Annotated in this window: 27 protein-coding genes; 18 read left to right on the plus strand and 9 right to left on the minus strand. The window is 67.5% G+C overall.

Features of this window, described 5'->3' with window-relative positions:
- Positions 1–227: 227 nt before the first annotated feature.
- On the minus strand, positions 228–887 hold the full coding sequence (locus AB663_RS16970; RefSeq protein WP_232304695.1) for an alpha/beta fold hydrolase: 660 nt from the start codon (positions 885–887) through the stop codon (positions 228–230).
- A gap of 507 nt (positions 888–1,394) precedes the next feature.
- Here AB663_RS16970 and AB663_RS14545 point away from each other — a divergent pair.
- The 6 genes from AB663_RS14545 to AB663_RS14570 are packed head-to-tail and all read left to right on the plus strand — an operon-like array spanning position 1,395 to position 6,714.
- A complete protein-coding gene (locus AB663_RS14545) occupies positions 1,395–1,631 on the plus strand; it encodes a hypothetical protein (protein ID WP_024842381.1) in 237 nt (78 codons plus the stop codon).
- Between the two features lie 53 nt (positions 1,632–1,684).
- Positions 1,685–2,833 (plus strand): AAA family ATPase, encoded by a 1,149-nt coding sequence (locus tag AB663_RS14550; RefSeq protein ID WP_257720803.1) that lies wholly within the window; start codon positions 1,685–1,687, stop codon positions 2,831–2,833.
- Between the two features lie 38 nt (positions 2,834–2,871).
- Positions 2,872–4,152 (plus strand): vWA domain-containing protein, encoded by a 1,281-nt coding sequence (locus AB663_RS14555; protein WP_198147876.1) that lies wholly within the window; start codon positions 2,872–2,874, stop codon positions 4,150–4,152.
- Positions 4,153–4,161: 9 nt separating this feature from the next.
- The gene (locus AB663_RS14560) at positions 4,162–4,938 is read left to right on the plus strand and encodes a hypothetical protein (protein WP_067200738.1); all 777 of its coding nucleotides are present in this window, start codon (positions 4,162–4,164) and stop codon (positions 4,936–4,938) included.
- Between the two features lies 1 nt (position 4,939).
- A complete protein-coding gene (locus AB663_RS14565; RefSeq protein WP_067200742.1) occupies positions 4,940–5,887 on the plus strand; it encodes an ATP-binding cassette domain-containing protein in 948 nt (315 codons plus the stop codon).
- Complete coding sequence (locus tag AB663_RS14570) at positions 5,884–6,714, plus strand: ABC transporter permease (RefSeq protein ID WP_067200746.1); 831 nt, start codon at positions 5,884–5,886, stop codon at positions 6,712–6,714. The genes AB663_RS14565 and AB663_RS14570 overlap by 4 nt, the downstream gene beginning before the upstream one ends.
- A gap of 392 nt (positions 6,715–7,106) precedes the next feature.
- Here the strand turns inward: AB663_RS14570 and AB663_RS14575 are convergent, their stop codons facing one another.
- The 4 genes from AB663_RS14575 to AB663_RS14590 form a co-directional block, all read right to left on the minus strand.
- Positions 7,107–8,312, minus strand: a complete 1,206-nt coding sequence (locus AB663_RS14575; protein WP_067200749.1) for an ABC transporter permease — start codon at positions 8,310–8,312, stop codon at positions 7,107–7,109.
- A complete protein-coding gene (locus AB663_RS14580) occupies positions 8,309–9,010 on the minus strand; it encodes an ABC transporter ATP-binding protein (RefSeq protein ID WP_067200752.1) in 702 nt (233 codons plus the stop codon). The genes AB663_RS14575 and AB663_RS14580 overlap by 4 nt, the downstream gene beginning before the upstream one ends.
- Entirely contained in the window at positions 9,007–10,056 is a 1,050-nt protein-coding gene (locus AB663_RS14585; RefSeq protein WP_198147877.1) for an efflux RND transporter periplasmic adaptor subunit, read from the minus strand. The genes AB663_RS14580 and AB663_RS14585 overlap by 4 nt, the downstream gene beginning before the upstream one ends.
- Before the next feature lie 83 nt (positions 10,057–10,139).
- On the minus strand, positions 10,140–10,535 hold the full coding sequence (locus AB663_RS14590; RefSeq protein ID WP_157541122.1) for a hypothetical protein: 396 nt from the start codon (positions 10,533–10,535) through the stop codon (positions 10,140–10,142).
- Between the two features lie 336 nt (positions 10,536–10,871).
- On the opposite strand from AB663_RS14590, the gene AB663_RS14595 reads away from it, so the two are divergent.
- Complete coding sequence (locus AB663_RS14595) at positions 10,872–11,534, plus strand: response regulator transcription factor (protein WP_067200762.1); 663 nt, start codon at positions 10,872–10,874, stop codon at positions 11,532–11,534.
- A gap of 110 nt (positions 11,535–11,644) precedes the next feature.
- Complete coding sequence (locus tag AB663_RS14600) at positions 11,645–12,793, plus strand: sensor histidine kinase (RefSeq protein WP_067200767.1); 1,149 nt, start codon at positions 11,645–11,647, stop codon at positions 12,791–12,793.
- A gap of 94 nt (positions 12,794–12,887) precedes the next feature.
- On the opposite strand, the gene AB663_RS14605 is transcribed toward AB663_RS14600, so the two are convergent.
- A complete protein-coding gene (locus tag AB663_RS14605; RefSeq protein ID WP_232304565.1) occupies positions 12,888–13,526 on the minus strand; it encodes a TetR/AcrR family transcriptional regulator in 639 nt (212 codons plus the stop codon).
- On the opposite strand from AB663_RS14605, the gene AB663_RS17705 reads away from it, so the two are divergent.
- Positions 13,498–13,875 carry an FAD-dependent monooxygenase gene (locus AB663_RS17705; RefSeq protein ID WP_083511372.1) on the plus strand — a complete coding sequence of 126 codons (378 nt, stop codon included), beginning with the start codon at positions 13,498–13,500 and terminating at the stop codon, positions 13,873–13,875. The genes AB663_RS14605 and AB663_RS17705 overlap by 29 nt on opposite strands.
- Here AB663_RS17705 and AB663_RS14610 read toward each other — a convergent pair.
- On the minus strand, positions 13,798–14,352 hold the full coding sequence (locus AB663_RS14610; protein ID WP_067200774.1) for a helix-turn-helix domain-containing protein: 555 nt from the start codon (positions 14,350–14,352) through the stop codon (positions 13,798–13,800). The two genes, AB663_RS17705 and AB663_RS14610, sit on opposite strands and share 78 nt — an antisense overlap.
- Positions 14,353–14,425: 73 nt before the next feature.
- Between AB663_RS14610 and AB663_RS14615 the strand changes: the two genes are divergently transcribed.
- Positions 14,426–15,370: an NAD(P)/FAD-dependent oxidoreductase gene (locus AB663_RS14615; protein ID WP_067200777.1), complete on the plus strand. Its 945-nt coding sequence runs from the start codon at positions 14,426–14,428 to the stop codon at positions 15,368–15,370.
- A gap of 46 nt (positions 15,371–15,416) precedes the next feature.
- On the opposite strand, the gene map is transcribed toward AB663_RS14615, so the two are convergent.
- Positions 15,417–16,193, minus strand: a complete 777-nt coding sequence (map, locus tag AB663_RS14620) for a type I methionyl aminopeptidase (protein WP_067200780.1) — start codon at positions 16,191–16,193, stop codon at positions 15,417–15,419.
- Positions 16,194–16,261: 68 nt separating this feature from the next.
- Here map and AB663_RS14625 point away from each other — a divergent pair, with 68 nt between their 5' ends.
- Complete coding sequence (locus AB663_RS14625) at positions 16,262–16,558, plus strand: helix-turn-helix transcriptional regulator (protein WP_006902578.1); 297 nt, start codon at positions 16,262–16,264, stop codon at positions 16,556–16,558.
- Positions 16,559–16,592: 34 nt separating this feature from the next.
- On the opposite strand, the gene AB663_RS14630 is transcribed toward AB663_RS14625, so the two are convergent.
- Positions 16,593–17,564: a GlxA family transcriptional regulator gene (locus AB663_RS14630; protein ID WP_067200784.1), complete on the minus strand. Its 972-nt coding sequence runs from the start codon at positions 17,562–17,564 to the stop codon at positions 16,593–16,595.
- Positions 17,565–17,726: 162 nt separating this feature from the next.
- Here AB663_RS14630 and AB663_RS14635 point away from each other — a divergent pair, with 162 nt between their 5' ends.
- From AB663_RS14635 to AB663_RS14665, 7 genes are all read left to right on the plus strand, one after another.
- The gene (locus AB663_RS14635) at positions 17,727–18,404 is read left to right on the plus strand and encodes a DJ-1/PfpI family protein (protein WP_067202820.1); all 678 of its coding nucleotides are present in this window, start codon (positions 17,727–17,729) and stop codon (positions 18,402–18,404) included.
- A gap of 69 nt (positions 18,405–18,473) precedes the next feature.
- The gene (locus AB663_RS14640; RefSeq protein ID WP_232304566.1) at positions 18,474–18,758 is read left to right on the plus strand and encodes a hypothetical protein; all 285 of its coding nucleotides are present in this window, start codon (positions 18,474–18,476) and stop codon (positions 18,756–18,758) included.
- Between the two features lie 103 nt (positions 18,759–18,861).
- The gene (locus tag AB663_RS14645; protein WP_067200790.1) at positions 18,862–20,106 is read left to right on the plus strand and encodes an ABC transporter ATP-binding protein; all 1,245 of its coding nucleotides are present in this window, start codon (positions 18,862–18,864) and stop codon (positions 20,104–20,106) included.
- Positions 20,103–20,885 carry a hypothetical protein gene (locus AB663_RS17425; RefSeq protein WP_067200793.1) on the plus strand — a complete coding sequence of 261 codons (783 nt, stop codon included), beginning with the start codon at positions 20,103–20,105 and terminating at the stop codon, positions 20,883–20,885. Before AB663_RS14645 ends, AB663_RS17425 begins: the two co-directional genes overlap by 4 nt.
- Positions 20,885–22,105 carry a Dyp-type peroxidase gene (locus AB663_RS14655; protein ID WP_067200796.1) on the plus strand — a complete coding sequence of 407 codons (1,221 nt, stop codon included), beginning with the start codon at positions 20,885–20,887 and terminating at the stop codon, positions 22,103–22,105. Before AB663_RS17425 ends, AB663_RS14655 begins: the two co-directional genes overlap by 1 nt.
- 107 nt (positions 22,106–22,212) lie before the next feature.
- A complete protein-coding gene (locus AB663_RS14660; protein ID WP_067200800.1) occupies positions 22,213–22,686 on the plus strand; it encodes a COG4315 family predicted lipoprotein in 474 nt (157 codons plus the stop codon).
- A 14-nt stretch (positions 22,687–22,700) separates the two neighbouring features.
- Complete coding sequence (locus tag AB663_RS14665; RefSeq protein ID WP_067200803.1) at positions 22,701–23,150, plus strand: DUF2269 family protein; 450 nt, start codon at positions 22,701–22,703, stop codon at positions 23,148–23,150.
- Positions 23,151–23,228 lie beyond the last annotated feature (78 nt).

The following is a 23,228-nucleotide window of genomic DNA, read 5'->3' on the forward strand; positions in this document are numbered from 1 at the left end:
GGCAACAGGACGACTCTCAGAACCGCCGGACCTACGAAACGGGGTCAGCCCAGCTGGGTCACCGAGTCGTCCCACGATCTGACCGACAACCAGCAACTCGCTGCGCTTGGAAACGGCGTCCTGCCGATTCAGGCGGTGACAGCTCTCCGCGTCATGCTACGGACGCAATCACGCTGAATACAGGGACTCGATCTTGCCTCAGGCACCGCCGTCGGGCGTGAACCCAATCAGGCAAGCCAAGCCTGTAGTCGGTCTGCCAGCCAGTGTGGCTTCTGGAGCGGAACTCCGTGACCACACTCGGCGATGGTTTCAGGCTCGCCATCGGCTCGACAACGGGTGAGGTGATGCGCCGAGCGGGCCATGATCGCTCGTTCTCGCTCGCCCACCAGGACGAGAGTTCTGCCTGCGTATGAGGCCCACGTCGGCGGGATTGTGAACCGTATGTTCTCGCCCACCGACGCCAAGAGGGTCCGTGTCGAAAGGTTCTGAGTGGTTCTGAGGTAGTCGGGGAACAGGGTCGGGGGGATGAACAGTTCCTTCGCCTGTGCTCGCGCGAACCACTCCCGCTTCGCAAGCGGCGCCGCCGTTCGCAGCAGTGCGAGGGTCGCGTTCGGCCATCTCGATGGTTCTGCCTGGGCGCTGATGATCCCGACGTGCGAGACCAGGTCAGGGCGGCGGACGGCGAGGAGCACAGCGAGTTGCGCGCCGAGCGAGAAGCCGACGACCGCGACCGGGCGGACCTGACGGTGCTCGAGCGCTTCCACGAGCGCCTCGATGGTCCGTTCGTGCGACTCGTAGTCTGCGTGCGCGCTGCGGTCGTGCCCTGGCAGGTCCGGGACAAGGAGTCGGTATCCGGGACTCATCTGCTCGATCAGTGGTCGCCACATCCACCCGGCGACTCCACCTCCATGGAGCAGGAGGACGGGTGTCCCATTGCGGTCGCCGAACTCGTCCACGACGATTTCGGGGAGTGGGCTTGAGCTTCGGTCTGTCACGCCGTGTCTCCTTCTTCTGGTGGATTGCCGGTGTCCGGGAGGCCGCCGCGTCTGCCGGCTCGGCGTGCTGCCCCTGGCGATATTCCACGTTCGATCGTGATGTTCAAAGCAACCGTATGGAGTGGTCTACTGAGCCTTCAATGCTCTGACGAGCCAGAGTTGTGCTTGTTCGTCCAGGCTTCGGACTTTGTGGTGACTTGGCATCCTCGCCCGAAATGCTCTGAGGTCGTGGCCGCCGCCCTCTTGGCGAGGGCCTGCGTCGGAGAAGCGCTCGACGTCGACTTTGCGGAGGGTCGGCGTCCCGGTCGATACCGTTCCATGCCGAGCGCAGCCCTCCACGCCCGGCGCACCGGTCAATCCAGGTTGACTTCGGCCAAGCGGTCAATTATGGTTGACCACATGGACGTGGAGCAATTGACGGCGCTAGCCCGGGCGACGGCGAGCGAGGACCCGCTGGTCGGGTTGGATGCGACCGTGCAGGTTCGCAAGGAGATGGAGCGTGTGGAGGCGGTGCTGGTGCGCCGTGCCCGCAACCAGGGAGCGACCTGGGTCGACATCGCGGCCGTACTGGGCGTGTCCAAGCAGGCCATCCACAAGAAGTACGGCGGCAGAGGTCTGTTCGGCAGCCAGAAATAGGCGGGTAGCCGACCCCATCCGTAGGCGGCGAGCAGCAGCCTCAGCCGCCGGAGATCAGCACACCCGAAAACGGGCGGCTTCGTGCTGCCCGCGCGCATATGAAGGAGGACCTCATGACCAAGAACGAGACCGTGCGTTCGGCGCTCTCACTGGCGGTGAGGGCGAACCTCCCTGTCCTGCTGTGGGGTGCGCCAGGCACCGGCAAGACCTCCGCCGTCGTGGCGCTTGCTGAGCAGCTGGGCATGCCGATCGAGGTGGTGGTCGGCTCGATCCGCGAACCGAGCGACTTCTCCGGTCTTCCCGTCATCCGCGATGACGGGACCTGGTTCGCGCCGCCACGATGGGCGGAACGGCTGTCCGTTTCAGGATCCGGGTTGCTGTTTCTGGACGAACTGACCACGGCACCGCCCGCGGTGCAGGCCGCGATGCTCCGCGTCGTCCTGGAACGCGCTGTGGGCGATCTTGTGCTCCCGGAGGGCGTGCGTATCGTCGCCGCAGCGAACCCGCCCGGAATCGCCGCTGACGGCTGGGAGCTGTCTGCGCCGCTGGCGAACCGGCTCGTCCATCTGGACTGGCAGATCGAGGCCGCCGCGGTCGCTGAGGGATTCGCTCACGGGTTCGCCGTCGCCGATGCCGCCTCTGTCGCCGCGCCGACGTCCGGGCAGATCGCGACAGCGAAGGCGCAGCTCGGTGCATTCCTTCGTATCCGGCCGGAGCTGGTGCTTGCCGTGCCGGATTCGCCGGAGCGGGCGGGACGGAGCTGGCCAAGCCCTCGGAGCTGGGAGATGGCGGCGCGCGGCCTGGCCGCCGGGGTTGCGAACGCCAGCGACGAGGCGACGATCGCCGCGCTGGTGATCGGTGCGGTCGGAGAGGCGGCGGGTTTCGAGGCGCTGTCCTGGCTGCGCACGCTCGACCTGCCGGACCCTGAGTCGGTGCTGAACGACCCCCACGCGCCACTGCCGGACCGGCCCGACCACCTGCACGCGCTGCTCGGCGCGGTCGTCGCCCACGTTCACGCGGATGCGAGCGAGTCGGCATGGGAGCGCGCATGGGACGTGATTGCTCGGGTTGCCAAGACCACGCCGGACGTGGCCGCGACCTCCGCCAGGGCGCTTGCAGGCCAGCGCCCGGCCGGGGCGAACCTGCCCACGGCCCTGCTCGAGCTCGCCCCGATCCTCCGCACAGCAGGACTCATGCCATGACCGGCCCGGCTCCGACAGACCCCGATCACACACCCGAAGTGCTAGCACGCTTCGCCGAGGCGCGGCTGTGGGCCGCAGCACAGGCGCCATACCTCGCAAGTGCGCTGTTCGCACTCCGACCGGTCGTGCTGGAACCATACGTGGACGAAGAGACCGGCGAGCCCGTCCCGGACGACGACTTCCGGGCGTTCCCGGCCGACACCCGCTGGAACGTCCACCTCGATCCCGGCGCGACGCTCGCGACGGCCCCGCCGGTGGTCGGCTGGTGGCTGCTGCACCACATCGGGCATCTTGTCCGCCATCACGCGACCCGCTCCCCGGTGTCAGCCAACGCTCCAAGCACGCATGCCACCGGCGAGGCGGGCGCGCCGGACTCGATCGCGCGGCGGTGGAACCAGGCCGCGGACGCCGAGGTCAACGACGACCTCGAAGCGGCAGGACTCGACTCACCGGCCGGGATCATCTCGCCACACGCACTCGGGCTGCCCGAGGGACGACTTGCCGAGGAGTACCTGTCGCTCATCGAGGTTCTCGACACCGCCCACAGCAAGGGTGGGCGGCGGCTCGCCGAGCTGATCGACTGCGGCAGCGCGGCGGACGGGATCCCGCACGACTACGAGGACTCGGCCAGTGGCGACGGGCTCAGTGAGACCGAGCGCGACATCCTCGAATTGGCGGTCGCCCGCGAGATCGAAACCCGCTCGGCCGCGCGAGCCACGATTCCCGGCGGCTGGCGACGCTGGGCTAGCGAGAGGCTGCATCCCGCCGTCGACTGGCGCGCCGAGCTCGGCGCGATGCTGCGCCGCGGAGCGCGACAGGCGGCAGGCCGGGTGGACTTCTCCTATAGCCGTCCCTCCCGGAGGCCGGCCGTCGACAGCATCGTGATGCCTGCGATGGTCGCTCCCGCACCGGAGATCGCGCTGGTCATCGACACCTCCGGCAGCATCACCCCCGCAATCCTGACCGGCTTCCTCGCCGAAGTGACGGCGATCATCGCCCGCGCCAGTGGACCGAGCCGGCGGCTGCACGTGATCTGCTGCGACCTGAACGCCCACCCCGTCCAGACCGTCCGCCGCGCAGAGGACATCGAGCTGCTCGGCGGCGGCGGCACGGATATGCGCGAGGGCATCGGCGCCGCGCTCGCGCTGCGACCCCGGCCTGATCTGATCCTTGTCCTCACCGACGGGCAAACCCCGTGGCCGGATCGTCGCCCGCCCGTGCCGGTCGTGGTCGGCCTGGTCGAACCGGGCCCCGGCTACCACACCGAGACACCGCCACCTGGATGGGCACATGTCATCGCCCTCCCTGCCACTGCATAAGGAGCACCCATGACCATCGCCTACGACGAGCATCCCGATCCCGAGCCCGAAGACCTCCACCGTTGGACCGAGCGCGGCTTCACCGTGGCCGAAGCACGCCGCTGGATCGACAACGGATTTCTGCAGGGCTCAGCCGAACGCTGGCGCGGCAGTGGCGTCTACACTCCGGGCGACGCGTACGCCTGGCGCACCGCCGGCCTCAGCCCCTACACCGTGCAACCGTTGCTGCGCGCCGGGATGACACCCCGCGACGCCGTGCAATGGCACGAACTCGGCTACAGCCACACCGAGGCCGCAGAACGGCACCTCGCCGGAGAGCGACCGCGCCCCCGACGCTGGTGGCGGATCCTGCTCGGACACCGCCCTCGCAAGTCGGACACGCTGACCGGCGAACAGTCCGCGACCATGCGGGCGCTGCTCCGCTCCGGAGTTCCTGTCGCGATCGGACGCGCTTACCTCGACGCCGGATGGCGCGATGCCGCAACGGCCGTGTCCTGGGCCAGAACGGGCCTCGACCCGGCACAGGCCGCCGTGTGCCACAGCATCGGCTTCACCCCCTCCGAAGCATCAACCCTCGCTGAGGCCGGCCACGACGGCTTCGAGCTCCTCCGGCAGTGGTGGGACGCAGGCATCCCCCGAACGGAAGTCCCTGCCTGGGTCGTCGCCGGATTCACACCCGACGGCGCCCGTCACGCCCGCGACGCCGGCACGACCGCCGAACACGCCGCCGTGCTCAGAGCGCTCAGCGGCCAGAGCGCCCCGAAACCACCCGAAGAAAGGAACTGACATGACCGCGATGATCAGCGCCACCGACCTCCGCAAAACCTACGGAAAGAAACAGGCGCTCGACGGATTCACGCTCTCCGTGGACGAAGGAACAGTATGCGGGCTGCTCGGCCCCAATGGTGCGGGAAAGACCACGGCGGTGCGCATTCTCGCCACGCTGCTGAAAGCCGACTCGGGTAAGGCCAGCATCGCCGGACACGACCTCACGACAGACTCCGACCGAGTACGCGCCGCGATCGGATTCACCGGACAGTTCTCGGCCGTCGACGAGATCCTGACCGGACGGCAGAACCTCGACATGTTCGCCCGGCTCTACCACCTCGACCGACGACAGGCGCGCCAACGAACAGACGAACTGCTCGACAGGTTCGCACTCCACGACGCCGCCGACCGACCCGCAGGCGGCTACTCCGGCGGGATGCGGCGTCGCCTCGACCTCGCTGTCAGCCTCATCCTCGCACCACGTGTGCTCTTCCTCGACGAGCCGACCACCGGCCTCGATCCACGCACGCGCGCCGAGGTCTGGACCGACATCCGAGAACTCGTGTCGGCGGGCACAACCGTCCTGCTCACGACCCAGTATCTCGATGAGGCCGACCACCTCGCCGACCAGATCGCCGTCATCGACAGCGGGACGATCATCGCCCGCGGCACACCCCGCGAGCTCAAAGAGAGCGTCGGGGGTGACCGGATCGAACTCGCACTCCGCGACGAGGATCAGACGAAAGCGGCCGCACGCATCGTCGCCACCTCGACCGGCACTGACCCTGGCGTCGACCTCCACCGTCGCCGCGTCAGCGCGCCCGCTCCCGAACGATTCCACAGCCTGAGCACCACCATGCGGCAACTCCACGAGGCAGGCATCGACGCCGAAGACATCGCCCTGCGCCAACCGACCCTCGACGACGTGTTCCTCAAGCTCACCGATCGGAAGGAGAAGACAGCATGACATCGCTCGCACCCCTCACCGCAACGGCCCCCGGCTCGCCGTCGCGGTGGGCTCTGCACGACAGCCTGATCGTCGCCCGCAGATACCTCACCCACTTTCGCCAGCAACCGTCACGACTTGTTGGCAACCTCCTCTTCCCGATCGTCATGGTGATCATGTTCGGGTACGTGTTCGGGAGCGCGATCACGCTGCCCGACGGCGGCAACTACCGCGAGTTCCTGATGCCCGGGCTGTTCGTGATGACGATGGCGCTCGGCATGGCACAGACCGTCATCTCCGTCACCACCGACACCGCCAAGGGCATCACGGACAGGTTTCGCACGATTCCCATGTCGGGCGCCGCCGTCGTCACCGGACGAAGCCTCGCCGACCTTGCGGCATCCGTCCTCGAACTGATCGCCCTGCTCGCCTGCGGCCTGCTGGTCGGCTGGCGCGCCAACGGAACCGTAGGGCAGACCCTCGCGGCGATCGGGCTCCTGCTGCTTCTGCGCTACGCGCTCGCGTGGGTCGGCATCTACCTCGGCCTCGCGCTGCGGTCGCCAGACCTCGCGAGCGTCGCCCTCGCGCCCATCTACCCGCTGACGATGATCTCCAACGTCTTCGTCCTCCCTGCCCAGATGCCGGCCTGGCTCGGGGTCATCGCCGAGTGGAACCCACTTTCCGCCACAGTCACTGCCACGCGCGAGCTCTTCGGTAATCCCGGCATCACGACATCGACATCATGGGCCGCCGAGAACGCGACACTCCTCGCCATCGCCTGGCCCTTCATCCTCATCGCCGTGTTCCTCCCCCTGGCAGCCCGGCGGTACCGGCACCTCGCCGCGTAGGAGCAACGATGCGTCCTCACGCCATCGTCGTGTGCCTCCACCCGCGGATCGCTCGCGTGCACTGACCCCGTCATGTCCACCACCGTGACTCGGTTCGCGCTGCACCCGATCGAGGAACACGTAGGCAGTTTCGCTCCTGTTTTCGCACGGAACAGCACGGTGCACGCGCCGATTGATCCCGTCGCCTACGACTGCGTAAAACTGATCTTCGTTCGATCAGGCTCGGCGATCCTGTTCAGCGAGTTCGGTGAGAAGCCAGGCGTCCAAACGAGCCCGTCTAGCTCCAGGCTGTCCGCCACGGGCGCAGCGCCAGAACGGCCTGTCCGTTGCGCAGGCGCTCGAGAAGCTGACAGCGAGTTGGGATTCGGCGCCTAATCGTTTGGCGGTGCATCTCACGAGGCCCACAGTGCCTCCGTCGGCGACATGCGCGCGGCGCGTATGGCGGGAAGGAGGCCTGCGATGGCTCCGATGACGAGCGCGGAGCCCAGTCCGCCGGTCCAGGCGAGCGGGGGGATGACTACGAGCCAGCCTTTGCTGGTCGCGTAGACGACGGTCGCGAGTGCTCCGACCAGCACTCCGATGGCTCCGCCGATGAGTGAGAGCAGGATCGCTTCGTTGAAGAACTGAGTGCGGATGTGTCCTCTGGTGGCGCCGAGTGCGCGACGCAAGCCGATCTCGCCACGCCGTTCGAGGACCGAGACGATCATCGTGTTGGCGACGCCAACAGTTCCGACCAGCAGCGAGATGGCACCGAGTCCGAGGAATAGCGAGTTCAGTGCGCTCTCTGCTTGGGCGCGGGCGAGCAGGGCGTCCGAGGGGCGGCTGACGGCTACTTCGTTGGGGTTCTCCGGATTCGCGGTGCGGGCGAGGAGAGCGTGAACCGCCGCGACCTGTTCGGTGTCTGTGCGCACGTAGATTGTGGTGGGGTGTCCATCGAAGCCGAGATAGTTCTGCGCGGCAGCGAACCCGACGAGCACAGATGAATCGATCTCCGGCGCCAGGGTTGCCGGGGCCAGAATGCCGGCGATGGAAAACCATTGCCGGTTGATCCAGATGCGCGCTCCTGGTTGGACGCTGGTGATGCCGAGACGCCGCGCCGCTGTGGAGCCGAGGACCACGACGGGAAGCCGCCCGGTGGCGGGGTTGAGGAAGTCGCCGTGGGCGACGGCAGCACCGATCGCGTCTGGCAGTCCCGGGGTGGCGGCGCGCAGGGCGAGGCTGTTGGTGTTGACGGCCGGGATGAACGGGTTGCGGTAGATGGGGATGTCGATCGCTGCGGTGGACTCGACGTCGGTCACGTCGGTGATCCGGCCGATTCGGTCTGGCGCATCGACTGGGAGGGCGGCCGCGTCGCCGGAGAGGTCACGCCCGGTGCTGACGGTGAGGAGATTGGTGCCGAGCGAGTCGATCTCGGCGAGCAGTCCTGCCTGCGACGAGGAGGAGAGTCCGAGGACGCCGACGATAGATGCGGTACCGATCGCGATCCCTAGGGCGGACAGCGCGGCGCGGACTTTCCGGGTTCTGATGCCGATGCTGCTGACGCGTAGCACGTCCCGCGGGCGCAGCCGTCGTGGCGAGAGGTCGTCGTCGGTGGTCATGCGTTCTCCTTGCGGTGGGCTCGGACCGTGTCGCTGACGATGCGGCCATCGAGGATCTCCACGCGCCGGGGCAGGCGGGCGGCGATAGCGAGGTCGTGGGTGATGACCACGATGGTGGTGCCGCGCCGGTTGAGGGCGTCGAGGAGGGCGAGGATCGCGTTCCCCGTGGTGCTGTCGAGGTTTCCGGTGGGTTCGTCCGCGAGGACGATGTCGGGTTCGCCAATGAGGGCTCGAGCGATCGCGACGCGTTGCCGTTGGCCTCCAGACAACTGCGAGGGGAGAGCGTCGGTCCTGTGATCGAGGCCGACCTGTGTCAGCGCTTCGCGCCCTAGCCTGCGGCGGGTGCTGGCTGGGGTTCCCGCGTACAGGAGTCCGTCGGCGACGTTGTCGAGCACGCTCTGGTGCTCGTCCAGGAAGAACTGCTGGAAGACGAATCCGATGCGCGCTGAACGGAGGGTGGAGAGTTGCCGGTCGTCGAGGTCGGAGGTGTCGCGGCCCGCGACACGAACCTTTCCGGCCGTGGGTCGGTCGAGAGTGCCCATGATCTGCAGCAGTGTCGTCTTTCCGGATCCGGAGGGGCCGACGATGCCGACGAGCTCTCCCGGCTCGATGGTGAGGTCGACGCCGCGGAGGGCGGCAACCGGCGGTTCGCCGGGGTAGGTGCGTGTCACGCCGATCAGCTCGATGACGGGGGTCATGCTGCAGGCACCACGACTCGCTGGCCAGCTCGAAGGCCGTCGCCGGAGACTTGGACGAGTCCGCCGGCGCTGTCGAATAGGCCGAGCTCGACGGTGACAAGGTGACTGTCGCCGCCGGTGTCGGTCACTTCGACCGCGTATTCGCCGCCCGAGAGAGCGAGAAGGGCGGTGACCGGGACGGTCAGCACGTCCTCGACGGTCTCGGTCGTGATCGCGACGAGCACCGGTGCCTGGTCCAGGCCTGCGGCGGTGCCCGGATCTGTGAGGGCCGCGCGCACCGGGACGGTTGCGGAGCCGCTCTCTTTCTGGGTGGCGACCGCGCCGACGTCGGTGACAGTGCCGGATGCGGTGGTGAGGTCGGGAAGGGTGACGGCCACGGCATCGCCCACTTTGACGTGAGCGAGGAGCGAGACGGGTACTTCGGCCTCGACCTGCGGCGTGGTGGAGGTTCCCTCGATGACGGTTTGCCCTGCCCCGGCGGGCGCGCCGAGGGTCGCCGATGTCACCGTGACGCGCACGGCGCTGGGCAGGAACACCACTTGTCCGAAGTCGAGCGATCCCGACTCTCGCAATCCGAAGGCCGCTTGGAATCTCTTGATGGCTTGCTGGCTGCGCCAGGTGATCTCGTCACATTCGGGGTCGATGTCGAGGCCGTCGGCATAGCCGAGTTTGACCAGGGCCGCGTTCAGTTGCTGGGCGTCGACTCCGGTTGTTCCCCACTCGAAGGCGCGCCAGGCCGGGGTGTCGCCTGCGAGCAGGACGACCGGTTTGCCGTCGACGCGATACAAGATACCGCCCGGTTCGACGACGGTGCCGGGCGTCGGGAGCGCGGTGATCGTTCCGGAAAGCTGACCGATCACATCGAGATCGCCCGCATAGCCAAGGGTCCCGCTGACCTGCTGCTGTGCGGCGATGGTCCGACGTTCGACCGCTGCTGTCGCGGGTGCGGGGGCGGAAGCCGCCGGGGCTGGGTTTGAGGGATGCCAGAGGGTTGCGGCGAGGACACCGCCGCCGGTGGCGAGGATGACGATGACGGCTGCGGCCACGATGATCCGGCGCCGGCGGCGGGTGCCGCGAGACCGCTCCGGAATCACCAGATCGTCCGCGGAAGGGTGCGCATCCGTCGTGGTCACGGTGCGTTGCCTTCCGTCATGCCCGGCTCGTCGCCGCCATCGGGCAACAGGCTCTTGCAGGCTTCGTGTGCGGCCTGGAATTGCGGCGAGTTGGGGTCGATGGCGGCGCCGTCGCCACTGTCCCCGCGCTTGGTGTCTGGTCCCTGTGCGGGTGCCGGCGGGTCCGGGTAGCCGGGAACGCCCTCATCGCGCATGCACTGCGCGTACCGCAGCACAGCCTGGTAGTCCTCGTCCTGCACGTGGGAACCCTGGGTAGGCAGCAGCGGTGCACAGCTCTGCTCCGCGTCCCGGTACTGGTCCGAGTCGATCGGGACCCCGAGTTCGTCCGCGACGACGTCGAACCCGCCGTCCGAGTCCGGGTCGGGGAAGCCGGGAACGCCATTGTCGCGCATGCACTGCGCGTAGGCCACTGCGTCTGCGGCTCCAGCTGGAGTGCTTCCCCCTGCGGAGTCGTCACCCGACGGTGATCCGCTGTCTGGCGCGCACCCGGTGAGAAGAAGAGCAACGGTCAATGCGGCCAAGACTGCGCCGCGCGCTTGCGCCCGCGTCCGTGCCGGCGATGTTGATCTGGTCATGTCAGTGAGTCCTTTCGGTTCGGTGATGCTCCGTTTCTAGGACCGCCGTGGTTTCGGGGAGGTATCGCTGCGCGGGACCGCGTTGGGTCTTCTGGGCTTCTACACATGGGTGGTGAAACCGCTCCGAAACCGGATCGGGCGCATCCTGGATGCATGCGGATCTTGGTGATCGACGACGACACAGAGTTGGCGGATGCCGTGACCATCGGGCTGCGGCGTCGGAACATGGCCGTGGACGTCGCCTACGACGGCTCTTCGGGTCTCGAACGGGCCGAGCTGAACGACTACGACGTGATCGTCCTAGACAGAGACTTACCCTCCATGCATGGCGACGATGTCTGCGCGCGGCTGGTGGAAAAAGGCGGTCGCAGTCGGATCCTCATGCTCACGGCGGCGGGCTCCGCGGGTGACCTGGTGGACGGCCTGGATCTGGGCGCCGACGACTACCTCGCCAAGCCGTTCGATTTCGCCGTCCTCGTCGCGCGTATCGGCGCACTGGCGCGGCGCTCCCAGCCTGCGCACCCCCCGGTGCTGCGTGTCGGCGACTTGGTCGTCGACACCGCCAGGCGACGAGCATTCCGACACGATAAACCGCAAGATCTGACACCAAAGGAGTTCGGGGTGCTCGAGCTGCTGGTGACGGCCGGGGGACGCACGGTCTCTGCCGAGGAGCTCCTCGAACGTGTCTGGGACGAGAACGCCGATCCCTTCACCAACGCCGTCAAGATCACGGTGAGCAGACTGCGGGCCAAACTGGGCGATCCACCCGTGATCGAGACCGTCGCAAGGTCCGGCTACCGGGTGATCCTCTCGTGAGGACTGCGCCTCAGGGCAGTCCACGTCCCCGGTCGAGGCACGTTCGACTGCCGATCAGGGCGCGACTCACCGCGCTCTACGCGGTTCTCTTTCTGGCTTGCGGCGCGACAATGCTCGCGATCACCTATGGTCTCGTCGACCAGACGACCCGATCGGAGTCGCTCACTCTTGTCCAGCCCGACGGCACCGGGGTGGTCGTCGACGTCGACCTCGACGGTGCTCCGCCGCTCGGTCAGCCGGAGACGACGGGCGACGGCCCAGGGCTGACGCCTCCGGGTCTCGACCCCGCCGAGCTTCGCGACCGCGCGGCGCAGCAGCACACCGAGCGGATGCTCACGCTGCTCGGCCAATCCGCGATCGCGCTGGGCATCATGACGTTGGTCTCGGTCGTGCTCGGCTGGATCGTCGCCACCAGAGCGCTGCGCCCTCTCCGCGCCATCACGGCGACGACACGACGTATCACCGCTCAGAACCTCGACGAACGCCTCTCCCTGGATGGCCCCCGAGACGAGCTCACCGAACTCGGCGACACCATCGACGGATTGCTCACGCGATTGGACGGCTCGTTCCGGGCACAACGCATCTTCGTCGCCAACGCGTCGCACGAACTCCGCACACCGCTCGCCCGGCAACGCACAGTGGCCCAGGTCGCCCTAGACGACCCAGCCGCCACAATCGAATCCCTTCGCGCCGCCCACGAACGCGTGCTCGCGGCCGGCGCGCAGCAGGAGCAGATCATCGACGCCCTACTCACTCTCGCGAGAGGACAGGCCGGAGTCCGCAGCTCCGAACCCATCGATCTCGCCTCCCTCGTTCGTGACTGCCTGGCTCACAGCCAATCGCCCGCGAAACAACAGAACCTCACGCTCGATGCCAAGCTCTCGCCCGCATCCGTGGTCGGCGACCCCCGGCTGATCGAGCGCCTCATAGCAAACCTGCTCGACAACGCGATCCGCTACAACCGCCCCGGCGGCTCCGTGCACATCAGCACCAGTACCAGCAACGGGATGGTCGAGCTCAAGATCACCAACACAGGAGACACCGTCCCGGAGGACTCCGTCGATGCCCTGCTCGAACCATTCTGGCGTCTCGACCGCACTCGCACCGCACACGGGGACGGGCACGGATACGGACTCGGACTGTCCATCGTCCACGCCATCGCCGAGACCCACGGCGCGAACCTTGAGATCCGGCCACGGCCTGGTGGTGGGCTCTGCGTCTCCGTGGCATGGAACGAGGAGCGGGACGAAGCAGGCTGAGCCTACGTATGGAGCGGCCCACAGAAGTGGGAGCGCGCTGCATGCCAGACCGCGGGCCGTTCGTTCCCGGCGTCTGCGGGGCCGTTGAGTTGCGCTAGCTTCGGTATCCGCGAATGAGCGGAAGGTAGACGTCGTCCACGATCTCGATGAGCACGTGTGCGGGCACCGACGGCGCTCCGCGGGTGACGAACTCGTTGCGCAGCATGACCATCGGGAGCGTTGCCACCCGGAGACGAAGGGCGGACGAGGGAGCCTCGTCGCGGGCCACCGCGCGCTCGAGCACCTGCATCCACGGTGCTGCGATTTGATCAGAGCCTCCGTCGTCGAGGTGTTCGAGGAGGTCCGGGGCGCCTCCGGCGGCAACCATCAGCTCCCGCAGGACCTTTCCCAACGGTGAGGTCCAGTGCTCGTTCGCTCCCGTGAGCAGAGCCAGGATGTCGCCGCGAAGACTGCCTGTGTCGGGCACGGGGGCCGACCGCGTCAGGCGTCCATAGGCTGCCACCCCCAGCTCCATCCGGTTTGAAAACCGGCGGTAGATCGCATTCTTGTTGGTGCCAGCGCGCGCCGCGACACGATCCACGGTCATGGCCGCATAGCCGGTTTCGAGTAGCTCATCGGCAGCCGCTTGGACTATGGCATCGGCCAAGACCCCCCCGGTGGTCGACGAACCCGCTTCTCGGCCGTCAGAGCCCGGATCATCGGGAATGGTTGCGCCGGAATCCATCGATCCCATCCCGTCCCCCTCTCAGGAACCCGCCGTAGGCCCGCGAAGGCCACCGAATACCGGGGCCGGTCCTACGGGGCTGATGCTGGCGTGTGAGCTCGCGCTTACCGGCGTCCGGTCCGTCGTCATCGACCGGCTTCCGGAGGCGAGCCGTGAAGCAAAAGCGAACGGGCTTCTGGGGCAGGTGGTGCGTGTGCTGGATCATCGCGGCCTGCTTGCCCGGCTCGCGGGCTCCGAGGACGCGCCGGAGCCCAACTCCGCGTACTTGGCACCCGAGGGCCTAATCCTGTGGGGTGGTGTGGGTGTGGATTCTGGCGCCGTCGCGGTTGAAGATGCTGATCGCTTCGGCGCTGTCTGATCCTGCGGCGCTCATGCTGTGGGGGGTGCGGGTGTCGAACTCCGCGGCTTCGCCCGGCTCGAGAACGAGATCCTGGTCCCCGAGGATAAGCCGGAGCCGACCGCTCAGCACATAGATCCACTCATAACCGTCGTGCACCCGCGGTTCGGGCGCCTGCGCCCGTGGTGGGTAGGTGATGCGGTAGGTCATGACCGGTGCATGTTCGGGGGCCAGGGGGACGATGACCAGGCCATCGCGGTGGATCGGCGGCCTGCGTACCCGCGGGTCGGGACGTTCGTCGGCGACCAGGTCATCGACTCGGATGCCGAGCCGTCGCGTCAAAGGTACGAGCAGTTCGAGATTCGCCTGACGTTTACCCGATTCCAGACGCGAGAGCGTGCTTACCGACATGCCTGCGGCCGCGGCCAGCTCTTCCAGGGTCAGACCCTGTGATCGGCGGATCGCGCGCAGCCTCGACCCGATCCGTGCGCTCTCCATGTCCGCTTTCCCTTCTTTGCCATTACTGCAAGTTTCCTTGCTATTCTGCCGGACCTGGCCGGAGGATGCCGGTATGGCAGAACAACTTTGGGATGCAGTGATCGTCGGCGCCGGTCCGGCGGGGTTGACCGCGGCGGTGATGCTCGGGCGCTCTCGCCGTCGTGTGCTCGTGATCGATGCGGGCAGTGGGCGCAATCGTTTCGCCGCGCACATGCACGGCGTGCTCGGCCATGACGGGCTCCCCCCGTCCGAGTTGCGCCGGCTCGGGCGCGCCGAAGCCGAGGGCTACGGAGTGGTCTTCCATGACGGGACCGTGCGGGAGGTCACCAACGTACCCGCCGGGGTGCGCGTGACCGCGGATGATGGTTCCGTCCACCGTGCGCGTGCGCTGGTCATCGCCACCGGGCTGCGGGACGACCTGCCCGCGATCGGCGGGCTGGCCGAGCGGTGGGGCAAGACGGTGCTGCACTGCCCGTACTGTCATGGGTGGGAGGTTCGCAGCCAGCACCTGGGCGTGCTTGCCACCTCGCCGCTCGCCCTGCACCAGGTTGAGCTCGTGCGACAGCTCAGCGACCAGGTCACCTTCTTCTCCGCAGGCGCAGGCGACCTCTCCCCCGACGACGAGAAGCGCCTGGCCGCGCGCGGCATCCGGATCGAACCGGCGCCTGTCACCGAGATTCACGGGCCCGCCCCCGCGATCTCACAGGTCGCGCTTGCGGACGGCCGCACCACCTCCGTCGATGCGATCTTCACCGCGGGCACCCTGCACCCGCTTGACGAGTTCGTCGCCGGGCTGGACCTCGACCGCGTCGACACTCCCGTCGGCTCGTTCCTCAGCGTCGACCGCACCGGTCAGACCAGCCACGAACGTATCTGGGCTGCCGGGAACGTCGTCGACCCTGGCGCGAACGTGGCGATGTCACTCGGGGCCGGGGCCATCACCGGTGGCGTCGTCAACGCTCGACTCGCTAAAGAGGACACAGACACCGCCCTCGCCACGCCTGCGCGGGTGTCCTGACCGCGCACGCGGGCAGCGGCGGGGACCGGTGACGCTATCGGGGCATCTATTGCTGTGGGAGGGTGAGGATCTCGGCGCCATGGTCGGTGATGGCGATGGTGTGCTCGGTGTGGGCGGTGCGGCATCCGGTTGCGCTGCGCAGCGTCCACCCGTCGTCCGGGTCGGTGATGAGCCGGTCGGTATCGGCCATCACCCACGGCTCCAAGGCCAGCAGCAGCCCGGGCCGCAGCCGGTATCCTCGGCCGGGTCGTCCCTTGTTGGACACGTGCGGGTCCTGGTGCATCGTCGATCCGATGCCGTGACCACCGAACTCGGTATTGATCAGGTAGCCGGCGCCCGACAGCACCTGCTCGATCGCGTGCGAGAGGTCCCCCAGCCGCAACCCCGGCGCGGCAACATGAATCGCGGCCACCAGCGCCCGTTCGGTGGCGTCGATCATCGCGACGTCCTGCGGGTTGCGGGTGTCGCCGACGATGAAGCTGATCGCGGCGTCCGCCGCGACCCCGTCCTTGATGACCGCGAGGTCGAGGGTGAGCAGGTCCCCATCCGCGAGGCGGTAGTCGCGTGGCATGCCGTGCAGCACGGCGTCGTTGACGGCGGTGCAGATGTAGTGCCCAAAGGGACCGCGCCCGCACGACGGCGCATAGTCGACGTAGCACGAGGCCGCTCCCGCCGCGTCGATCATCTCCCGCGCCCACTGGTCGATGTCGAGCAGGTTCGTCCCCACCCGGCACCGGGCCTTGAGGCTCTGGAGGATGTCGCCGACAACCCGGGCGGTGACCCGCGCCCGGTCCAGCTCGCTCGGAGTGAGGATCTCGATCATCCGGCACCTTCCCGCCAGGTCTCCAATACTTATACCGGTACGACTATACCGTGATTAGTATTGGTGGCATGGTCAGATTGCCGCTCACTCGCGAGGACGTCAAACGCGGGCAGCGGCTCGGAGAACTACTCCGTGTCGCGCGCGGTCCACGTTCGATCCTCGACGTCGCGATCGAGGCGGGGATCTCCCCCGAGACGTTGCGCAAGATCGAGACCGGCAGGGTCGCCACACCAGCGTTTCCCACCGTTGCCGCGGTCGCCATCGTGCTCGGCCTGTCCCTCGACGACCTCTGGGCCCAGATCAGCACACCCCACGGATCACCTCCGGAGGCGCTGACGTCAGCGGCGGTGTTGGCTTCGCGCTAACGACACCGCGCGCGGACCTGCTCGCCCGCGGTGTTCACCGGGTCGCCTCGTCGTTGTCGTATGGCGGACGGCCGGAGAATGTTGCGCGGTACTCGCTGGGAGAGACTCGGGTGGCGCGGCGGAACTGGTCGCGGAAGGCGCTGGGGCTGCTGAAGCCGACCTGTCGGGCGATGCGCTCGATGCTGTGGTCGGTGGTCTCCAGCAGCTCCTGCGCGTGCCGGATGCGCACACCGGTGACCCATTCCATGGGAGCCTGCCCGGTCTCCTGGTGAAAACGTCGGGTCAGAGTACGGATGCTCGTGTGGGCTGCTGTTGCGATGTCGGCGAGCGTGAGCGGACGGTGGGCGTTCTCCTCGATCCACACGAGCACGTCCTCCAGCGTGGCGGTGCGGTAGGTGGGCGGATTCCGGACGATGAACTGCGCCTGCCCTCCTGTGCGGTGCAGCGGCGCGACCGCCAACCGTGACGCGTGGGCGGCGACCGCTGCACCGAAGTCCCGACGGATCATGTGCAGGCACAGGTCCAGCCCTGCGGCCGCACCCGCCGAAGTGAGCACCTGCCCATTGTCGGTGTAGAGCACATCCGGCTCCACGATCACCCGCGGGAACCGTCGTGCGAGCAGATCGGCGGCGAGCCAGTGGGTCGTCGCGCGCTGCCCATCGAGGAGCCCTGCGTCTGCGAGCACGAACGCCCCCACGCAGATCGAAGCGATGCGCGTCCCCGCCGCCGCTGCCGCACGGAGCGCGTCCGCGACGCCGTCCGGGAGCGGCGCGGCCGCGTCGTTGCGCCCTGGAACCATGATCGTGTCCGCCCGCTCTAGCGCTTCGAGACCCACGCTCGTGGCGATCTGGAGGGGGCCCGCGTCGACCGTGGGCGCCGTCCCGGCGACGATCACCCGATACGCCAGGCGCCCGTCCGGGAGCGTCACACGACCAAACGTCTCCACTGCGGTGGCCAGATCGAACGCGATCACATCAGGAAGAGCGAGCGCGACAACGGTGTACATACCGTGCATCCTACAGATATTCAAGCGCGGGATTGACGTTCAGAACGCGTGGCCAGATTCCGGCGATGATTGGCCATCGGGCCGATTGTGCCCGATCGGAACAGGCCGGAGACTCGATAGCGTCGCCGCCGTTTCCGCCAACGCAAGGGAGTTCCCGTGTCGATGTCCGTGCAGATCGTGCTGTTCGACGGGTTTGATCCGCTCGATGTGATCGCGCCGTTCGAGGTGTTCGTCGCAGGCAGCGAGTACTTCCTCGACAACGCACTCGACATCACTCTGGTCAGCGCCGAAGGGGCGCGCGATGTCGTCTCCGGCTCGCAAGGCCTCAGGCTCCGCGCGACGGCGGCGCTCGATCCCCACCGGCCGGGGATCGTGCTCGTGCCCGGTGCATCCGGGCCGGTTGACGGCGACCCCGACGAGGGCGCCGAGACGATCCCGGTCCTTTTGGCACGGTTCGCGGCGACCGGCGCGATGCCGCTCATCGCCGAAGCAATGCACAACCCCGACGTCCTGGTCGCGGCAGTGTGCGGCGGCTCACTCGCGCTCGCGATGGGTGGGCTCCTCGAAGGCCGCAATGTCGTCACCCACGCCCTCGGGATGCCGCTGCTCGACGCAACCGGCGCGACGGCGGTGAACGCCCGCGTTGTCGACGACGGCGACCTCGTCACCGCTGGAGGCGTCACCTCCGGGCTCGACCTGGCGCTCTACCTGCTGGATAGGCAGTTCGGGCCCCGGATCGCCCACGCCGTCGAGGGCCTGTTCGAGTACGAGCGGCGCGGCACCGTCTGGCGTGCCGAAGGGACAGTCCCAGCCACGGTGCCCGCGATCCCCGCGGCCTGACGCCCAGACCGGAGAACGAAAGGAACACCGAAGCGTATGAACCCTATCTGCGGCGACTGGCGGCTCCAGATGAAGACCCCCATCGGGACCATCGAAGCCGACTACCACTTCGAAGAACACGACGGTGTAGTCACCGGGACAGCGAACGGCGCGGGCGAAGCCGTCACCCTGACCGATCTTGTCACCCGGGACACCCCGGACGGCCCGCGCGTCACCTGGCGGCAGCAGATCACCAGGCCCCTCCGGCTCAACCTCGAATACGACGTCACCACCACCGGTGATACCCTCACCGGCGAATCCCGCGCGGGACGCCTCCCACGCACCCGTGTCACCGGGCAAAGGATCACCGCATGAGGGCGCCGATCCGCTTACTCGGCACGTCCACACCGGTGGCCGGATCATCCTGGGCGAACGGGAGCGAGGTTGGTCGCGCATGAAGCTCAATCGTTCACCCGCAATGGTTGTTCTGCGAGTCCTGTCCGCTCTGGAACTGATCTCGCTGGCCGTCATCCTCACCAACAGGTTCACTGTTCACCTTCCTGTCGTGACCTCGACGGGCGGACCGCTGCACGGCCTCTTCTATGTGTCGACGATCCTGCTGGCGCTGTTCCTTCCGCTTCCCCGCGCCTCGAAGTGGCTCGCGGTCGTCCCCGGTGTCGGCGGCGTCCTCGCCCTCTGGCGGGCACACCGGCACACTCCGGCCCCGGCAGACGAGCCCCCGTCGGCGCTGGATGTCACGGATGACCAACGCAGACAGGCGATCGTCATCGCTGACCGTGTCACTGCAACACTGTCCAGCGACACGCGGATCGGCCCGCTGAGTTTCGCCGTGCCGCGCGGGACGATCACCGGGCTGGTCGGACCGAACGGTGCGGGAAAGACCACGGCGCTGCGGCTCATGTGCGCACTGGTGGCACCGTCGAGCGGCAGCATCCTCACCGCAGACGACCCGTCCGGTGCCGCCGCACGGATGGGTGTGCTGATCGACTCCCCGGGACTGCTGCCCAGCCTCACCGCCAGGGACAACCTGCTCGTCCTTGCTCGCCTAGCCGGATGGGAACCTGCCGTCGTAGATCAGGCGCTGGAACGTGTCGAGATGACCCCGGTGGCGCATCGCACGGTGGGAACCTTCTCGCTGGGCATGAAGCAGCGGATCGGTCTGGCGGCAGCTCTCCTGGCAGACCCGGACATCGTGATCCTCGACGAACCGACGAACGGTCTGGACCCTCGCGGGAAAGCAGACCTGCGCGTGTTCTTGCGGGAACTGTCTGCCGAAGGCAAGACGATCATCCTCGCAACCCACGCACTCGACGAGGTCGACGAGCTCTGCGATCACCTCATCGCGATGAACCGCGGACGCGTGATCTTTCAGGGCACTCCGGCGCAGATGCGTCGGGTGATCCCCGAGACCATCCTGTGCCGTGCAGCCGGTCCGTCTGAGCGTGACGCAGCGGCAGCCGCCTTCGTCGACACGGGATACGAGGTTGCGCTTGACCGGGACGCCATACGAGTCACCGCCGATACCGGCCACGGTGCTGTCCTCAATCGCCTCGCGCAGAAGGCCGGGACAACGCTCACGGAGATCACCGCAGAACGGCCCACGCTGGAGCAGGCGTTCCTGCACCTGACATCCGCACGCGCCACCCCTGACACGCATGACCGTGCAGGAAGCGAAGAAGAGGATGTGGAGGTGCCGGCGTGATCGGTGCGTTCTCGTCCGCGTGGACGATGCTTAAGCGTCCGACGATCGTGTGGCCTCTGCTGGCGGCGATCGTCGTGTTCTCCGCGATGTCGATCGTGTTCACCTTCTCGACCGCGGCCGCGCCCGGAGGATCGCGTTTCACGGACCCTCCCACCCTGCTCGCCGACCTCGCCGATGCCGACACACTGGTGCAGTTCGTCGGCAGGCCGGTCATGGTCACGGGCTTGGTCGTGTTCGCCGCGTCCATCCTGCACATCACCGGCCAGTACTCGTCCGGTCTTGTGCGGATGCAGTTCGTCGTGCAGCCGCGCCGTTCGACCTGGCTCCTGGGAAACTGGGCTGCTCTGGCAACTGCGGCGGTCACCTGCGCGCTCATCGGAGCGCTCACCGCTGTCGCCTCCGGCTACGTGTGTGCAGCGATCTGGGGAGTCGACACCGGCGAATGGGTGGACGGGCTCGGCGCCGCAGCAGGCGCGACCGCGAACCTCGCGCTCGGCATGGTCGCGTTCGCGCTGGCGGGTGCGACACTCGCGATCTGGTTGCGTTCGTCGATCGCGGCACTCACAGTTGCGCTGGTGTACGCACTCTTCGAGAACATGATCAACGCCGCCGCACCATTCGGCCAAGGTCTCATGCCTGCGAGCGCATTCAGCACCGTCGCGACATCCGGCCTCAACGGGAACCTCTACCTCCCATCGCTGATCGCCACGATCGTGCTGACCGTCGCGTTCACCGCGGGCGCATTCGGGCTGGCCGTGAACCGGAACGTGACCGACTGATGGCCGAGCACCACACCAGCCGTCGCGCGTTCCTCATCGGAGGCGCCGCCAGCCTCGGAGCCGCAGCCGCAGGCGTGGCCGCCGGATCCCTGCTGACCACCGCCGTGACCCCGGAAGCGGGGTCGGATGCGCAACCCGATACGCAGACCACGGTTCCCCTCTACGGCATCCACCAGCCTGGCATCGCCGAACCACCGCCTGCTCAGGCAGCGTTCCTCGGATTCGACCTCGCGCCGGGAACCAGCCGCACTGCCGTCGCCGAAGTCATGAAGAAGTGGACGATGATCTCAGCCGCGCTCGCAATGGGCGACACCTCGGCAGATGAATCGCTCGTCTCGGTGGGAACCGAACCTGGCCGGTTCACCATGACCGTCGGGATCAGCGGCCCGGGACTGGATGCGCTCGGCGCTGAGCGCCCCGCACCGCTTGTCGACCATCCCGTCTTTCCCGGCGACCAGATCGACGAGCGCATGTCGTTCGGGCACATGTTCGTCCAGTTGTGCTCAGCGGACCGCGTCTACCTCGCCGGCGCGATTCGCGCAGTGCGGCAATCGGCAGCGGCCGCGTTGACGCCGCGATGGCAGTTCAGCGGTTTCCGTAACGCGGATGCCGACAGCACACCGCGCAACGGCCGCAACCTCATGGGCCAGATCGATGGCACCAACAACATCGCCGCCAGCCGGGCCACCGAAGGCGGAGCTGTCTGGGTGAAGGACGCCGGACCCCGATGGCTGATCGGGGGAAGCTATGTCGCGATCCGGCGGTTCCGCATGCTCCTGGGTGCGTGGGAAGACACGCCACGCGGCACGCAGGACCGTACGATCGGCAGGCATCTGGATACCGGCGCCCCAATCGGTTCCCGTCAGGAGCAGGATCCGGTCGACCTGGATGCGACAGACGCTTCCGGGGCTCCCCTGATTCCGCTCGACGCGCACATCCGGCTGGCCGCACCCCGCCGCGGCGCTGGCGAGGAGATGCTGCGGCGGTCGTACTCCTACTCCACCGGGCAGTTCGACAGCGCGATGGGCGATGAGGATGCCGGGCTGATCTTCGTGTCCTATCAGTCCGACCCCACCACCAGTTTCATCCCTGTGCAGCAGCGTCTCGCGGATAGCGACGCGCTGAACCGGTTCGTGATCGCCACGTCGAGCTCACTGTTCGCCGTCTTCCCCGGCGTCCAGGACTCCGACGACTGGTACGGACGAGAGCTGCTGTCGTGACGCGCTCGGCACCAACCAGCGCACCAGCGAAACCCCGCGCACGGTCCTGCCGCGTCACCAGACCCGGACACGCGAGGACCACATTGACCATGAGGACACACCAAGGGATGAGATCTCTGACAACCCGCTTCTCCGCGGCCGCTGCCGCCATCGTTCTCGTGCTGACCGGCAGCGGATGCACGAGCGCACCCTCCGAACACGACGAGTTACGCGCATCCGCCATCACGATCGCCAAGTTGCCAGGGCTCGGTGACGCTCTCGTCGACGGTGAAGGCTTCGTCCTGTACGTCTTCGAACCGGACGCCGCTCAGACCGTGACCTGCACCTTCACGTGCGCCAACAGATGGCCCCCGCTGCGCGCGATCGACGGCGGTACCCCAACCGCGGGAGACGGCATCGACGCCTCGCTCATCGGCACACTGCCAAACCCCGCCGGTGGTGAAGTCATCACCTACAACGGTTGGCCGCTCTACGGCTACACAGCCGACAAGAACCCCGGAGATGCGCGCGGACAGGACACCTACCTCAACGGAGGCGTGTGGTACGTCATGCAACCCGACGGCCAGCCCCTGATCCCATAACCCCACAACAAGCCATGGCCTACTTCTTGCTCATCGTGCACATCGCCACCGCGATCGTCTTCATCGGCGCACTCACGATCTCCGTCAGCCTCTTCCCTCGGTACGCCGCACAGGCCTCTGATGTCAACGACAAGTCCCACGACACACACCCCGTCGCGCTCGCAATGCACCGGATCACGAAGGTGTACGGACGCCTCGCGATTATCCCGCCCGCCGTCGGCATCACCCTCGCCGTAGTCCTCGGCAGGCTGGACGAACTGTGGATCATCCTCTCCGTTGCCCTCTCCCTCATCGGCGGAGCCCTGTTGATCTGGGTCATCATCCCCGCACAGCGACGGATGCTGGCGGATCCACGACACGAACCGAGCACCCGCCGCCGCGCCGGCGCAGCAGCAGGAATCCTCAACTCGATTTGGTTCGCCATCCTCGTCCTCATGGTCCTGAAACCCGGGGCAGGCGGATGACGGAACGCGGGCTCCGCTGGGATGTAAGAAAAGCGGTGTGTGAGGGTCCGGCCTGATCCGTAAGGAGATGGCCGTGGC

This window comes from Microbacterium sp. XT11 (assembly GCF_001513675.1).
Taxonomy (GTDB): domain Bacteria; phylum Actinomycetota; class Actinomycetes; order Actinomycetales; family Microbacteriaceae; genus Microbacterium.